Raw genomic sequence first — 14,976 nt, 5'->3', positions numbered from 1 at the left:
CATCTTTCATGTAACGATTAAGTCCATCTTACAACGAAAAAACAGCCAGCACGCATCGATTATGATCGGTACGCGCTGGCTGTATTGTTGTTTAGTCCTTCTTTTGAACGGATGATGGTGAACCCTCTTCAGCAAAAGTAAAGGTTCGGGCGATATATAAGATAGGTGTGCTTACTGCGGTTAGTAAGAACTTCGCTAGATAAGTCGTAAGCAAAATTTCAAGCCATACATTCCAGTCATACAAGCCCGCAAATGCAATGGTACAGAAAATAAGTGTATCCACAAAGGAGCTAATCATCGTACTACCGTTGGAACGAATCCACAGCTGACTTGAGGTGCTGTAATATTTACGAATCCAAGAGTACAACCGAACATCTAGGAACTGACTAATGAAGTAAGCAGTAAGACTACCCAAAGCTAGTCGAGGCATCAGCCCAAAAATCGTCTCCAAAGAAGACTGAGCGATATCGGTCTCCTGCGGCTTAAATACTAATACCATCTGCATAATGACTGTAGTCATAAGCAAGGTGAAGAAACCAAACCAGACCGCTTTACGTGCTTCCGCTCTTCCGTACTTCTCATTAAGTAAATCGCTGGTCATATATAAAGTGACATACATCGTATTTCCGAGTGTCATCACAATGTCAAATGGCATAGCAATCGTCTTAGCTACCTGAATGTTAGCAATTACAGTAGCAATACCTACCCAGGCATACATTCCACTTTTCCCGAACAAGCGGTAACAGAGTAGAAAAAAAGCAAAATTGACAATAACAAATAAAACTCCCCACAGCAAATTAAACATATTACTGAAATTCCTCCTAGTTTTGTTTACGCGGGATGGTTACGAACCGCGGCTTACAATATTAAATTTTCGGAACAAAACATTAATACTCTATCACAATAGCGCTTAACAATCCATAAAAATAATATTTTTATATGAAATTGGTAGTTCCATTTCTTTTTTTTCGCCAATTATCTAAAATAGTCAGCAATAATTCATTTTTTTCAGAAAAAAATGCTCTATAGGACAAAACTTTCACTATTCATCCAGAGGTTAATTCTATAGAATAGTATCAAACACCTTATTCCCGATCCATTTAGTAGAAATATGACATAACTATGGAATATATCTCGGGTCGCCAATTTCCAGCAGTTGGCATGGAGTATCTAGTGAAGACCAAAAAAGAAATGACCTCACCGTCCATAAAAAAAGGAGAGAACGATATGTTTCGTATCAAGCATTCGATCAGTCGCAAATTTACGCGTTTATTATTTGTTGTTCTGTTGCTCACGTCTCTTTTGTTAAGCACCAGCTTCTATTTTATCTCTATCAGTATCTTCAACAGCTATGTTATGCCGCAGATTAACAAAATCCTTACTGCCGCTGCTCAGGACGTATATAAGAATCTCAACGTAATGCACGCCCAGCAAACCCTAAATAAGAACGATCAGTCTGCCACCAATCTCGAGTTCTATTTTCAGGAAAAGAGGAAACAACATGGAGTGGAAACCATTTTTCTGGTCAATCTGAAGGGGAAAGAAGCTGAGATTCTATCCGCAGATCACGATGCAAAATTGCAACGGGCAGAAAGTGTCACCGTATCCTCTGCAATGCAACAAGCCTCTAAAGGAAAAACTGGACTAAGCGATACATATAGCGACGCACATGGTATACATAAAACAGCTTATATCGGTATTCCCGGAAGTACGATGGTTATCGGTGTAAGCAGTGACGTAAGCTTCATTCAAGAAAAAACAGACAGTATTCTATGGACAAGTGCCGGAATCACACTTCTGACGTTGATCATCGGCCTAACTGGTGCATGGTTCATGAGTGTGCGTATAACACGTCCAATCTCAAAACTGGCAGCTTATAGTGCCCGGCTCGCAGAGGGAGATTTCACCGAAGAATTATCAGTTAAAGGAAATGACGAAGTTGCACAGTTGTCCGTAAGCTTCCAAGCGATGACCCAACGCCTGAAAGAAATGATTGGACATGTACTGGTAACCTCTAATACTGTCGTTGCGGATTCCAACTCTTTAAAAGAACGTGTTGAGGTTCTCAATGATATGGCGGAACACTCCAGCTCATCGGTAGTAGAAATCGGCAAAGGTAGTACGACTATCGCTAGCAGTGCATCAGATAACTCGAGAGCAATGGAAGAAATCAATTTAGGCATTCAAAGTATTGCCTCAGCAGCGAATGAAGTCACGGAGCAAATCAGTGAGGCTTCCGCTGAAGCAAGTGGCGGTAATGAAATTGCTCAAAGCGCTGTGCTGCAAATGCGCCAGGTTGAACGTGCTTCCCTACAGTCGCTGGATCAGTTACAAATCATGAATGAGCGTTCAGTAATGATCGGAGAAGTCGTTCACAGCATTACTGAAATTACGAAACAGATCCAAATGCTGTCGCTGAATGCTTCAATCGAAGCTGCACGCGCAGGAGAGCATGGACGCGGCTTTGCTGTTGTTGCGGGAGAAGTACGCAAGCTGTCTGAACAATCCCGTAACGCAAACGAACAGATCCGTGACTTCCTACTTGGACTTCAGGAAGATATGAGCCGCTCCGTTACCGAGATGAACCACGTGAATTCTGAGGTTGCCTCTGGAGTCGGCAAAGTAGCAGAAGCAGGTGATGCCTTTAATCACCTCCTGATTCTTATCCAAAGCATCAATCACAGCATCCAATCCGTATCTGCGGCTACACAGCAAATCTCGGCAAGTACAGAAGAAGTCAGTGCTTCCGTCGAAGAAACTGCACAAATTACATCAAGATCGCAAGAAAGTGCGGACACACTCGCTGCTAACTCAGAGCGGCAGCGCGTCGAACTGGAAGGCCATGCAGAAACCGTTAAACATCTGTATGAGCAAGCCAAGAAACTCCAAGAAGCTGTGCAGCAATTTAAGATTTAACGCTTGTAAACCAAAACCCCCGTTCACACGAAAGTGTTGAACAGGGGGTTTTTAGTTTGCGATGGCTCGCTTAGACTTGGGGGCATACGCTAGGCTTGCGCGAAGCTCGATTAGACTTGGCTACATGCGCTGGGCTTGCGCGAAGCTCTCTCTTAGACTCGGCGCGTCATTTGCTGCTAGCTTGCGCGATACTCTCGTTTAGACTCGGCACGCCATTTGCCGCTGGCTTGCGCGATACTCTCGTTTAGACTCGGCGCGTCATTTGCTGCTGGCTTGCGCAATCCTCTCGTTTAGACTCAGCACGCCATTTGCTGCTGGCTTGCGCGATAATCTCGCTTAGACTCGGCGCGCCATTTGCTGCTGGCTTGCGGACTCAGATGCCGCTATTACTCGAAAAACTGCCATTTGGAGACTTTTTCGGACTCGAGAGACGCTATTGCCTCATAATCAACCCAGACTCAGCCTATTTCGCTCAAATAGCGCCTCTGGTGTCCGAAAACGCTCCAAATTAACCCTTTTATCACAAATAAGGTCTCCTGAGTCCGGAGCCAAGTTACCTACTGCAAATTACTCAAAGTTCATCCGTGGATGCTACCTACTGCAAATTACTCAAAGTTCATCCGTGGATGCTACCTACTGCAAATTACTCAAAGTTCATCCGTGGCGCTACCAACAGCAAATTACTCAAAGTTCCTACGTGGATGCTACTTACTGCAAATTACTCAAAGTTCATCCGTGGCGCTACCTACAGCAAATTACTCAAAGTTCATCCGTGGCGCTACCAACAGCAAATTACTCAAAGTTCCTCCGTGGCACTACCAACAGCAAATTACTCAAAGTTCCTCCGTGGATGTTACCTACTGCAAATTACTCAAAGTTCCTACGTGGATGCTACTTACTGCAATAGACTCGGCTACATGCACTAGCTTGCGCGAAGCTCTCACTTAGACTCAGCACGCCATTTGCTGCTGGCTTGCGGACTCAGATGCCGCTATTACTCGAAAAACTGCCATTCGGAGACTTTTTCGGACTCGAGAGACGCTATTGCCTCATAATCAACCCAGACTCAGCCTATTTTGTTCAAATAGCGCCTCTGATGTCCGAAAACGCTCCAAATTAACCCTTTTATCGCAAATAAGGTCTCCTGAGTCCGAAGCCAAGTTACTCACTTAGTAAAAACTAGGTTACTCAGCTTTTTTCAGCTTTTATGACTAAGCAAACCTCACTCAACCTAGTGCCGCGGTGCCCAGAGGATGACCGTTACACCGATCACACAAATAACAGCTCCGACCCAGTCGTATACGTCTGGTGTCTTCTTGTCTACAAGCCATCCCCATAAGACCGCGAGTACGATAAACACCCCGCCGTAAGCCGCATACACTCTACCGAAGGAAGGGAATTTCTGCAACGTAGGGATAATCCCATACGCTATCAGAATCAAAGACCCCACTAAACCGTACCAAAGTGGCCGTGATTCTCTCAACCATAACCATACTAAATATCCGCCACCGATCTCAGCAAGCCCAGCAATTATAAACAGCAGAATGGCAAATAACATGTCATCCCTCTTCCCTATCTATCTCATAAAAACGCAAAGGTTGCTCACAACAAATTGTACTCAAGGTTCACCCGTAGAGCTCCTACAGCAAACTACTCAAGGTTTACCCGTAAAGTACCTACAGCAAATTACTCAAGACCCATCCGTGGTGCTCCTACAGCAAACTACTCAAAGCTCATCCGTAGAGCTACCCACAGCAAATTACTAAGGGTTCATCCGTAGTACCACCTACAGCAAACTACTCAAAGTTCATCCGTAGAGCTACCCACAGCAAATTACTCAAGGCTCATCCGTAGTACCACCTACAGCAAATTACTCAAGGTTCATCCGTAGTACCACCTACACCAAATTACTCAAGATTCCCCATGGAGCTCACATTAAATTGTGCTGGAGCAGCAATAACACTAGCAGCAGCACAACCTCCAGCAGCTCGTTCAGCGCGCCGTACACGTCGCCGGTGAGCCCGCCGAGCCGGCTGCTGATCCACCGCGCAGCTGCGGTGCCGCAGGCCAAGGCCGCGACCGGCAGCAGCAGAGCTGCCGCCAGATGCAGCGGCCACGCGGCTAAGCCAGCGCCGAGCGCCAGTGGCGCAGCGGCGGCGGCCAGCGAGAGCAGCGCGGCGACTGCCAGCGCGCGCCGCTCATGCGAGGAAGCTAGGCCGGCGAAGTTCGCGGCCAGCCCCTCGTTTCCACGGGCAATGGGATAACGCACCATTGCCCGCACCATATACCAGCGGCTCCAGACCGCTGGTACCAAGAGCAGCGGCAGCTCGTAGTAGGCGAAGCCTTCGATTAGAACTGCCAGTAAAGATGCTTTAAACAGCAGGAGCAGCACGCAGGCGAGTACACCCATCGCACCCACACGGCTATCCTTCATAATCTCCAGGGCCCGCTCCCGTGGCCGATAGCTGAGCAGACCATCCGCGCTGTCCATCCAGCCATCAAGATGCAACCCGCCAGTGAGGCCTACCCACAGAATCAGAGTGAGCACAGCTGCTGGCCAAGCAGGTAAAAGCAATCCCGTCAGGGCTGCTCCAGCAGCTACACACAGCCCAATTGCTGCGCCTACCATGGGATAGAAGATTACACTCCGGCGCAGCAGTTCAGGAGAGAATCCCGGATCACCTTTTACAGGAAATCGGGATAAGAACTGAAAGGCAGCTACGGCCGCATCCCTACGCTCCCTCATAAACGATACTCCCTGCTCTTCAGCTCAATCGGAATTCCAACAGTTACTAGAAAGACCTGTTCGCTTTGCCGTGCGATCAGGGCGTTCATTCTTCCCGCCAGATCACGATACAATCGGCCAAGCGCATACTCCGGGACAATCCCGTCGCCAACCTCATTAGTGACCAGAATAAGCGTCCCTTGAAAAGAACGCACACTGTCTTCAAGTCTTGTTATTTCACTCTCAACAAGCTCCTGTCTATTTTCAAAACCTTCCACGGCCAATAATGCATTGGATAACCATAAGGTTAAACAATCTACCAGCACCGCTTTTTCACCCGATAATCGCTTTAGCAGATCTGGTAAATCATACGGTTCCTCAAGCGTCTCCCAAGCGTAACCACTTTCCATTCGTTGATGCTGATGCAGAGCAATCCGTTCCTTCATTTCGTCGTCAAAAGCCTGTCCGGTTGCTACATAGAAGGCCTGATCTGCCAGTGACTGCATCAGTTTTTCTGCAAAACCACTTTTCCCGCTACGTGCGCCACCCGTTACAAGAATGCTCATCGTTGACCAGCTCCAGAGATGCCTGCACTTTCAAAGGTTGCCATTTCGTTCAAAATGCGGCAGATCGCCTCGATTAAATGAAGGCACAATACTCCCCCTGTTCCCTCACCCAATCTCAGACCTAGGTTAAGCAGCGGTTCAAGTCCAAGCTGCTCCAGCATTAGCTTATGACCCCGTTCTCCTGATACATGAGAGGCTATCATATAAGCGATGGATTCAGGTGCAAGGGCTTTTGCCACAAGCGCTGCCGCCCCCGAAATAAAACCATCCAAAATGATAGGTGTCCGATTAGCAGCGGCACCAAGAATCAGTCCCGCCAAGCCAGCGATTTCCAGTCCGCCAACTTTAGATAATACATCCAACGGATCTGCTGAATTCGGCTGATTTACCTTTAAGGCGCGTTCCACTACTGCAATTTTATGTAATAAACGTTCATCATCAATTCCCGTTCCTCGTCCCACGGCTACTTCAGGGGCTATTCCTTTGAGAGCACATAGAATGGCTGCACTAGCCGTAGTATTCCCAATGCCCATTTCGCCTGTTACAAAAATCTCCGTGCCGTTCGTAACCGCTTCCTGCGCAACGCTTATCCCAACAAGAAGAGCATTCATGGCATCCTCACGACTCATCGCAGGTCCCACAGCCATATTATCCGTTCCCCGGCGCACTTTACGATCAATCAGATCGACATGACTAAGATCGCCGTTTATGCCGACATCAACAAACTGTACCTCTGCCCCAGCTTGACGTGCCAATACATTCACAGCCGCTCCACCGCTGAGAAAGTTATGGGCCATCTGTAGCGTGACTTCCTGTGGAAATGCGCTAACCCCTTCGCAGCACACCCCATGATCAGCAGCCATCACAACAACTGTTCGTTTGGTGAAACTAGGCTGCTCCGTACCCGAAATTCCAGCGAGCTTAACGGCCAGAGGTTCCAATTGTCCCAAACTGCCCGGAGGTTTAGTCAGAATGTTCAGCCGATGCTCCGCCTTGAGGATGGACTGATCATCAGCCGGAATGATTTGTTTAATTACGTCTTGAATATCTGAAAGCATATAATTACGACCTCCTATTAAATGTATCCGTATAACCTATTCTATCTCATATTCGCAGAAAAGCCCCCATCTATGATAGAGGGGGACTTCTAGAATTACAACTTCACTTTCATAAAATCTTCGATTCTCTCCAGCGCCTCCGTCAATTTTTGTAAGGAAGCGGCGTAGGAGCAGCGAATATAACCCTCTCCGCCTGCTCCAAACACATGACCCGGAACCGCAGCGACACCGACCTCCCTGAGCAGCTGCAAAGCGAAGTCTTCTGATTTCATTCCGGTGTGAGCGATGGAAGGAAAGGCATAAAATGCGCCCGCAGGTTCATGGCAAGGTAGTCCTATGGATCGAAATCCACTAACCAGCAGCTTTCTCCGCTCATCGAAGCATTGCTTCATATGTTCCTTATGCTCCATTCCGTTGCGCAATGATTCAATCGCAGCAATTTGACCAAGCACGGGGGCACACATTGCAGTGTATTGATGGATTTTTAGCATCGCAGCAATTAATTCTCGATCGCCACAAGCATAACCCACTCTCCAGCCAGTCATTGCAAAAGCTTTGGAGAAGCCGCTAATCACAATCGTCCTTTCCAGCATCCCGGGAAGAGAGGCGATGCTGACATGCTGACTGTCATACGTAAGCTCGGCATAAATTTCATCTGAAATGACCAGTAGGTTATTCTCTTTTACAATCTGTGCAATAGGCAGCCAATCTTCATAAGTCATTACTGCACCTGTAGGATTAGTCGGAAAATTCACCATAAGAAGCTTGGAACGCGGAGTAATCACCTTCCGTAACGCTTCAGCAGTAAGTTTAAACCCCTGCTCGGCCGATGATTCTACCTCCACCGTAACCCCCCCGTTCAAATGGGTAATCGGCGAATATGCGATATAGCTCGGAGAAGGGACGATAATCTCATCCCCAGGTGTAATGAAAGCTCGTAATGCCAAATCCACAGCCTCGCTGCTTCCCACCGTAACCATAATCTCATCGTTTGGCTCATAGCGAAGCTTGAAACTTGTGTGCAGATAAGAAGCGATCTCCTCTCTAAGCTCCAGTAAACCGGAATTTGGCGTATACATCGTTTCCCCGTTATTCAAGGCACGAATACAGGCAGCTCTTACATGCTCCGGTGTAACGAAATCTGGTTCCCCTACACCCAGCGATATAATATCCTGATTCCCCGCACTTAGGTCAAAAAAAGCCCGAATCCCCGAGGGTGCAATCTCCCGCACACGTGGAGCAATCCATTCATTATGCATGGCTGTACACCTCTTCTTTTGCACTCTTTTCCGTTAGGGAAAGGGAGATGATTTCGTCCAGCAGTCCGCTGAAGGTGTAGCCTGCCGCTTGCGCGCTTTTGGGTAAAAGACTGGCCTTCGTCATGCCTGGTAACGTATTCACCTCCAGCACATAAGGAATACCCTCTTTAAGCAGCATATCAACCCGTGCATACACGCTACATTTTAGTGCTTTGTAACAGCTCAAGGCAGCCTCGCGTACCCGCTCATGCACCTCAGCAGGCAGTTCAATGACCCGTTCATCTGCTCCGCCTTCATCATACTTAGCACTGTAATCGAACCACTCGGCATTTGCTGAGGTAATTCCCAGAATAGGCAGCAGCTCTCCGTTTAGAATAGAACAGGTGATTTCTTGGCCTTGAATGTAGCTTTCGATCAAAATCGACTGATCACAGGCAAAAGCCTTCTGCACTGCGCACAACAGCTCCTCGCTGCTGCTCACTTTTTCCATTCCGATACTCGAGCCGCCTGAACATGGCTTCACCATAACAGGATATCCGAGCCGTTCCACCGCTTCAGCCGAATAATCCTTCATGCTGTCCCAGCATAGCCAATCTGCTGTATTGACGCCTGCGCAGCGCATAAGCTTTTTGGAGAGATCTTTATCCATGCAAATGCTGCTAGACAAAACCCCGCTGCCCGTATACGGAATCCCCATCGTCTCCAGCGTTCCCTGAACCGTACCGTCCTCTCCGTAAGCTCCGTGGAGCCCAAGCAGCGCGATATCGATTCCTTTTGCCTGCTCAATAAGCTCTTCACGCTTGGTGATCACTATTGGAGTAACCTCATATTTATTGGGATCTAGATTCTTCAAAATCTCTCTACCGCTATTCATGGATACCTCATACTCTGAGGACACCCCGCCCATAATTACGCCTACCTTCATCTTCATCTCAAGCACCTCTTTATCCCATTAGTTGTCGTGCTGTTCTGCCAATAATCTCGATCCCCTTGCGGATATCCTCATCCGTCACTCTGGAGAAACCGATCCGTATCGTATTTTGACCCTTACCGTCTGTGAAGAATATATCTCCTGCTGTAAAAATAACCCCTTGCTCATGACAGGCCGCCAACAGCGTCCTTGTATTAAAGCCCTCCGCGAAGGTTACAAAAAGATGCAGGCCACCGTCCCCTGACAGCGCCGTATAAGGAATACAATCCTTGCAGCATTGCAGGGTTAATTCATACTTTCGTTTGTATTCCGCTCTGGCTTTTTTCAAATACTTTTCTAAATGACCACCCAATAAATACTGATACAAAATGGATTGATCCAGCGTCGAGGTATGAATGGTACGGGCGCGCTTGACGCTTTCGAGGGAATTGATCAACTCCTGATCCGCCAGCACCCAACCTACACGTAGTCCCGGAAATAATACCTTGGAGAAGCTGCCGAGATAAATCACGCTGTTGCCGCTGCCTGCTGCTGCGATAAGTGGAGCCACATGTGAGCCCGAATATCGTAATTCCTCGTTAAAACCATCCTCAATCACCGGGACTTGGTAGCGATTCATCAGCTTCATTAGCCGCTGTCTTTTCTCTGGAGACATTACAATTCCGGTCGGATTATGATAAGAAGGGACGAAGTATGCACAGTCAAAAGCTTGCTGTTGCAATGCTTTCTCCAGCTCCGCCAAATCAATCCCATCACGCTCCATCGAAATCCCGGTGATCTCAAAACCGTTCAGCTTCAAATTTTTGATCGCTGTATGATGCGTCGGATTCTCACAAATGACCGAACCATTTTTTTTACTCAGAGCAGACAATACAATATCGAACCCTTCAGTAAAGCCATTGGTGATCAATATATCCTTGCCTTTCATTTCAACGCCCTTGTGCTCCATATACTGCTTCAAATAGTCTATTAAAGGCTTATACCCTTTGGCATAGCCGTAATTTAGCAGAACGTTGCCTTCCACCGACATCCGATCCATAAAGGACCGCTTCACATTATCCAGATCAAAAAGACTCTCATCAGGCGCTATGCTGGTGAAGGAGATCGTCCCCTTCTCCGCTCGAATCCCGCGCTTCATGATATCCAGTTCCTCTGCCAGCACCGCGTGATCATTGAGACGTGACTTCCAGTCCATCGTCCAGGAAGAGATCGTTTCACTGCCGGGCGGCGTAGCAGCAACATAACTTCCTTGCCCTTGCACGGCATAAGCAAAGCCATCATCCTCAAGCCCTGCATAAGCAGAGATTACGGAGTTGCGGCTAACCTTAAGCAATGTGCTGAGCTCTCGTGTGGAGGGCAGCTTTTGATTGCCTTGCAGACCGCCTTTTATGATTAAGTGCTTCATATAGTCTTTAATTTGTATATACACCGGCCGTCCGGCTATGAGCTTAAAATCCTTAAACATCTCTCAATCGCCCCCATGACTATCATGGCACAATCACTCGCTTAAAAAAAGAACCACAGCCATGGGATTTTAATCCGGCTGTGGTTCTATAAGAGGAAAAATGCCCAAAAAATCAAGTTACAGATCTATGCTCAATCACAAGCTCCCCTTCTCCAGAAGGGATCTCAAAACCATTTAAAAACCGGGTTAATATGTCCTCCGTAATCGGAAATGCGGCATTGGCGTCAAAACGTTCACTCCGGATAAGCAGTCTCTGACGCAATTCATCCGGCTGGACCTTTAAGTGAATCAGTTCCCACACGCCACCATAACTCTCAATGAGCTGCTTGTAATCGTTCCGTCTCTGACGTTGCCAGAAGCTGAAATCGATAACAACATGATGTTTTGCCTGAAGCAGATTCACCAGCTCCCCCCGCAGCTTTATCTCCGACTCTTCCTTATAGGACTCATAATTGTCCTCTGGATAATCCACCCCGAAACGGCCGTGCGTGGCCCAAATATCTTCATCTATCGAAAGTCTGGCGAATCCCTCTTTCTCCAGCTTTTTAGCAAAGGTTGTTTTACCCGACCCCGCTACACCGCACATCATCACTACGCTGGAAGCAACACTCGTACGCTTTTGCTGAAGCAATTTTTCAATAACCAACTTTTCGGTCAGCATTATAAATGCATCTCCCTTCCAATTGATGGTATACTCATCGTTACAAAATACTTTCTCAAGGGATTGTGATAAGGATATGGTGAAATCAGTCCAGCAGACCTCCTAAAATGAAAAATGAAATAATTTTAGGAGGTCATAATAAATGATTTTTATCCCGATTGGCATTGATAACTGGAGTAGAAAACCCTATTTTGAACATTATTTAAACAATGTCAGATGCACCTACAGCATGACTGTAAATATTGATATCACCCTTCTACTGTCAGAGCTTAAGCATAAGGGAATTAAGCTGTACCCAGCACTAATCCACATGATAACTACGGTGGTGAACCGTCATAGTGAATTCCGCACATGTTTTGATTCTGAAGGTAGATTAGGTTATTGGGATAGCTTGTCCCCTAGTTTTACAATTTTCCATGATGATGATAAGACTTTCTCAAGCATCTGGACTTCGTACGGTGAACAGTTTAATGATTTCTATAACCGTTATCTCGATGATATGAAAATGTACGGAAGCGTGAAACAATTTATCGCTAAAGCAAACGAACCACCGAACACCTTCCCTATTTCCAGCATTCCGTGGGTCAGCTTCACAAGCTTTAACCTGAATGTGTATAACGAGGGAACCTACCTACTTCCCATCTTTACGATAGGGAAATATTTTCAGCAAGACAAAAAAATACTATTACCCATCTCGGGGCAATTCCACCATGCCGTGTGTGACGGTTACCATGCCAGCATGCTGTTTAATGAATTACAATCACGTGCAGATACCTATAAGGAATGGTTACCTATTACCTAATATCTATTACCTAATATCTAATATCTAATTAACCATGTTATTCTGCTGACAGCAAACGATAGTTCAAACATAAAGGGTTCCACCTATTAGGTTTTCCTAATGACGTGGAACCCTTTTTTCATGTAATCATCCTTTTTCCAAAATATGAGCTTTAGCAGCTGACCATTGTCCATGCTGCCAGAGTATTTTTAGTACCATTCCATTCCCGGGAGAAGGAGCCACTGCATTGTAGAATGTGAGACCAGGAACTAACTGTGCAAGTAAATTCCTGATTACACCCCCATGCGTCACTACCAATACTCTATTCGATGTAACCTCACTTTTTTTCTCCTTGATAGCACAGCATCCAAACGCAGCCACAGCAGCTTGACCTAAGTCCAACAGGAAACTACGCAACCGAGCATCGAATGCTGTCCACGATTCTCCTTCTGGCGGTGTAACCTTTGAAGGATCATCAATCCAACGTCTATATAGAGAGTTATCTTTCAACTGCTCATAAGTGCAGCCTTCCCAAGCTCCGAAGTTCATTTCACGAAGCCGCTGATCGTAAACAGCGTCCTGCTCTAGTGAAGGTGCTACGAAAGCCAAGGTCTCCCGACATCTTAGCAAATCGGAACAGAACACACGCCAAAAACCACCTGATAACTCAGTCTGCATGCAGATCTGCTGCTGAGGTTGGGATAGCCGCTCACTTGCGTCAGGAAGCAATGGAAGATCCGTATGTCCCAGGTAACGATGCTCAACATTCCATTTCGTCTGCCCGTGTCGGATAAGCACTAGCTCAAGCTCTATAGAGGGAATTGCCATACCGACGCTCAGCCTCCAATCCATATCCATGCCACAACCGCGCATAGACCTACAAATATTGAAGAGCAGAGCATCATCATCCGCGAGGTCTGGATGATATCATCCGGTTCCATCGTACGTACCGGATCACCCATATAAGCCCGAAAAGAAGCGACGCCATGATACACATTTTCGCCTCCGAGTCGGATGCCAAGTGCGCCAGCCACAGCTGATTCTGGATAACCGCTGTTAGGGCTTGGATGTAGATGTGCATCCCGCTTCACCATTTGCAGGCATCTGCGCCAATCCAGACGAAGCATCCCTGCACATAGAGCCAAAAGCAATGCTGTAATCCGTGCCGGGATGAAGTTAGCCACATCATCGAGCCGGGCAGATGCCCAGCCGAGATCACGGTATTTATCGTTCTTATAACCGACCATTGAATCGAGTGTATTGACCGCCCGATAAGCCATAGCAAGCGGTGCACCGCCAATCAGCGCGTAGAAAAGCGGAGAAATAATCGCATCGACGATGTTTTCTGCTACGGTCTCCACCGTTCCACGGACAATTTCCGGTGCATCTAGCGAATTCGTATCACGTCCCACGATCATCCCTAACGCCTTGCGGGCAGCAGGAATATCGCCCTTCTGCAATTCCACGTACACCGCCATTCCTGCATCCTTTAGTCCCTTGGAGGCAATCGTGGTTGAAATCAACCAAACCTCGGCTATCCAGACGAGCCACGGTGAGATAGATGACAGCAGCCATAGCAGGATGGCTGTCAGTGCCCAAGCACCGCCCGCCACACATAGCGGAAGCAACACCCCTGCTCTGCGCAGGCTTTGCGGGCGGGACCATAAACGACGGATCACCCGCTCCAGAGCCGTGATTGCTTTGCCCATACCAATTACGGGATGAGGCAGGTTACGCGGATCACCTACGATCCGGTCAATTACGTAAGCCGCAAGCAACACCAAAGCGATTGTCACAAGCAATCACCTCTGAACAAGCTTCTACTTCTCCAGCTATCCATTCTCATTAGCTATCCTTCCTTGCCTGCACCGACAGCAGGCTGCCCGTCACAGCACTATATACAAGCCGGCCGATAGCGCCTCCAAGATCGGTTGCTGTGCCGGCATATACATGCTCGGCGCTGTATCGGCCACTTTGGCTCACAGCGAGTACAATAGCATCCGTAGTCGTGCCGGTAGCGATCAGGCCATTCTCGGGATCGGTAATCCCGAGATCTGCCAGCGCAGCAGCTTTGGCTTCGACAGCTGTCTGCACAGCATTGACCATGGCCGCCGGTGTCAGGCGGCCATCAATGCAGAGCATGATGTTAATCGTACCCGGCCGATACACAGCCAGCACATTGCGTTCCACACCTGCGCGCGCAGCATTTCCTGCGGCGGCTGTAACGCAAACAAATATTCCCGCTGAACCTGTGTCCTCTTCAGCTACCGCTGCATGCTCTAGCGGCACAGCCGTCATCAGACCAGCACAGCCGGATAAAGGATAACCCCAATCGCGCAGCTTATTCTCCATATCCTGGACAGGATCACTACATTCGTAATTGCGATCAACATATAAATTGACGGCCCGCTGCAGCCGGTTCATTCCTCCGCCGTAGAACGCGCTCGATAAACCATCGGCTTCTGCTGGCAGCTCCAGCAGCAGATGCTTATCCTTCCATTGCAGAGCAAGCCCTGGCCAGACGGCCGGACGATACTCCCTGATTCCCCCTGTAAGATTAAATGGAATCTTCACTTCCACCATAGCCGATCCCGCTCCTTTCATCGTTCATTTG

The 14,976-nt window shown here is 47.7% G+C and carries 14 protein-coding genes and 1 riboswitch; of the genes, 2 read left to right on the top strand and 12 right to left on the bottom strand.

What is annotated here, in order from left to right:
- Window positions 1–91 precede the first annotated feature (91 nt).
- The gene (locus MHI51_RS06270) at window positions 92–805 is read right to left on the bottom strand and encodes a queuosine precursor transporter (RefSeq protein WP_076128125.1); all 714 of its coding nucleotides are present in this window, start codon (window positions 803–805) and stop codon (window positions 92–94) included.
- Window positions 806–815: 10 nt separating this feature from the next.
- Window positions 816–861, bottom strand: a riboswitch (PreQ1 riboswitch).
- 366 nt (window positions 862–1,227) lie between these two features.
- Here MHI51_RS06270 and MHI51_RS06265 point away from each other — a divergent pair.
- A complete protein-coding gene (locus MHI51_RS06265) occupies window positions 1,228–2,916 on the top strand; it encodes a methyl-accepting chemotaxis protein (RefSeq protein ID WP_076193028.1) in 1,689 nt (562 codons plus the stop codon).
- Window positions 2,917–4,147: 1,231 nt separating this feature from the next.
- On the opposite strand, the gene MHI51_RS06260 is transcribed toward MHI51_RS06265, so the two are convergent.
- The 8 genes from MHI51_RS06260 to MHI51_RS06225 form a co-directional block, all read right to left on the bottom strand.
- Window positions 4,148–4,474: a YnfA family protein gene (locus MHI51_RS06260; RefSeq protein WP_342410511.1), complete on the bottom strand. Its 327-nt coding sequence runs from the start codon at window positions 4,472–4,474 to the stop codon at window positions 4,148–4,150.
- Between the two features lie 372 nt (window positions 4,475–4,846).
- On the bottom strand, window positions 4,847–5,662 hold the full coding sequence (gene cobS, locus MHI51_RS06255) for an adenosylcobinamide-GDP ribazoletransferase (RefSeq protein WP_405173691.1): 816 nt from the start codon (window positions 5,660–5,662) through the stop codon (window positions 4,847–4,849).
- Window positions 5,659–6,207: a bifunctional adenosylcobinamide kinase/adenosylcobinamide-phosphate guanylyltransferase gene (gene cobU, locus MHI51_RS06250; RefSeq protein ID WP_076277717.1), complete on the bottom strand. Its 549-nt coding sequence runs from the start codon at window positions 6,205–6,207 to the stop codon at window positions 5,659–5,661. Before cobU ends, cobS begins: the two co-directional genes overlap by 4 nt.
- Window positions 6,204–7,265 carry a nicotinate-nucleotide--dimethylbenzimidazole phosphoribosyltransferase gene (gene cobT / locus MHI51_RS06245; protein WP_405173690.1) on the bottom strand — a complete coding sequence of 354 codons (1,062 nt, stop codon included), beginning with the start codon at window positions 7,263–7,265 and terminating at the stop codon, window positions 6,204–6,206. The genes cobU and cobT overlap by 4 nt, the downstream gene beginning before the upstream one ends.
- A 95-nt stretch (window positions 7,266–7,360) precedes the next feature.
- Window positions 7,361–8,524: an aminotransferase class I/II-fold pyridoxal phosphate-dependent enzyme gene (locus tag MHI51_RS06240; RefSeq protein WP_405173689.1), complete on the bottom strand. Its 1,164-nt coding sequence runs from the start codon at window positions 8,522–8,524 to the stop codon at window positions 7,361–7,363.
- Entirely contained in the window at window positions 8,517–9,449 is a 933-nt protein-coding gene (locus MHI51_RS06235) for a D-alanine--D-alanine ligase (protein ID WP_405174041.1), read from the bottom strand. Before MHI51_RS06235 ends, MHI51_RS06240 begins: the two co-directional genes overlap by 8 nt.
- Before the next feature lie 19 nt (window positions 9,450–9,468).
- Window positions 9,469–10,920 carry a PLP-dependent aminotransferase family protein gene (locus tag MHI51_RS06230; protein ID WP_076277713.1) on the bottom strand — a complete coding sequence of 484 codons (1,452 nt, stop codon included), beginning with the start codon at window positions 10,918–10,920 and terminating at the stop codon, window positions 9,469–9,471.
- A 112-nt stretch (window positions 10,921–11,032) separates the two neighbouring features.
- Window positions 11,033–11,581, bottom strand: a complete 549-nt coding sequence (locus MHI51_RS06225) for an ATP-binding protein (protein WP_339281772.1) — start codon at window positions 11,579–11,581, stop codon at window positions 11,033–11,035.
- Between the two features lie 142 nt (window positions 11,582–11,723).
- Between MHI51_RS06225 and catA the strand changes: the two genes are divergently transcribed.
- Window positions 11,724–12,383: a type A chloramphenicol O-acetyltransferase gene (gene catA / locus MHI51_RS06220; RefSeq protein ID WP_076277711.1), complete on the top strand. Its 660-nt coding sequence runs from the start codon at window positions 11,724–11,726 to the stop codon at window positions 12,381–12,383.
- Window positions 12,384–12,509: 126 nt separating this feature from the next.
- On the opposite strand, the gene MHI51_RS06215 is transcribed toward catA, so the two are convergent.
- The 3 genes from MHI51_RS06215 to MHI51_RS06205 are packed head-to-tail and all read right to left on the bottom strand — an operon-like array spanning window position 12,510 to window position 14,945.
- A complete protein-coding gene (locus MHI51_RS06215) occupies window positions 12,510–13,190 on the bottom strand; it encodes a histidine phosphatase family protein (RefSeq protein ID WP_076277710.1) in 681 nt (226 codons plus the stop codon).
- 8 nt (window positions 13,191–13,198) lie between these two features.
- The gene (cbiB, locus tag MHI51_RS06210) at window positions 13,199–14,158 is read right to left on the bottom strand and encodes an adenosylcobinamide-phosphate synthase CbiB (RefSeq protein WP_076277709.1); all 960 of its coding nucleotides are present in this window, start codon (window positions 14,156–14,158) and stop codon (window positions 13,199–13,201) included.
- 49 nt (window positions 14,159–14,207) lie between these two features.
- The gene (locus MHI51_RS06205; RefSeq protein WP_076218820.1) at window positions 14,208–14,945 is read right to left on the bottom strand and encodes an adenosylcobinamide amidohydrolase; all 738 of its coding nucleotides are present in this window, start codon (window positions 14,943–14,945) and stop codon (window positions 14,208–14,210) included.
- Window positions 14,946–14,976: the final 31 nt, after the last annotated feature.

Source organism: Paenibacillus sp. FSL H8-0260 (assembly GCF_045040625.1).
Lineage (GTDB): Bacteria > Bacillota > Bacilli > Paenibacillales > Paenibacillaceae > Paenibacillus_AQ > Paenibacillus_AQ odorifer.
This window is presented reverse-complemented; position numbering and strand designations above follow the sequence as displayed.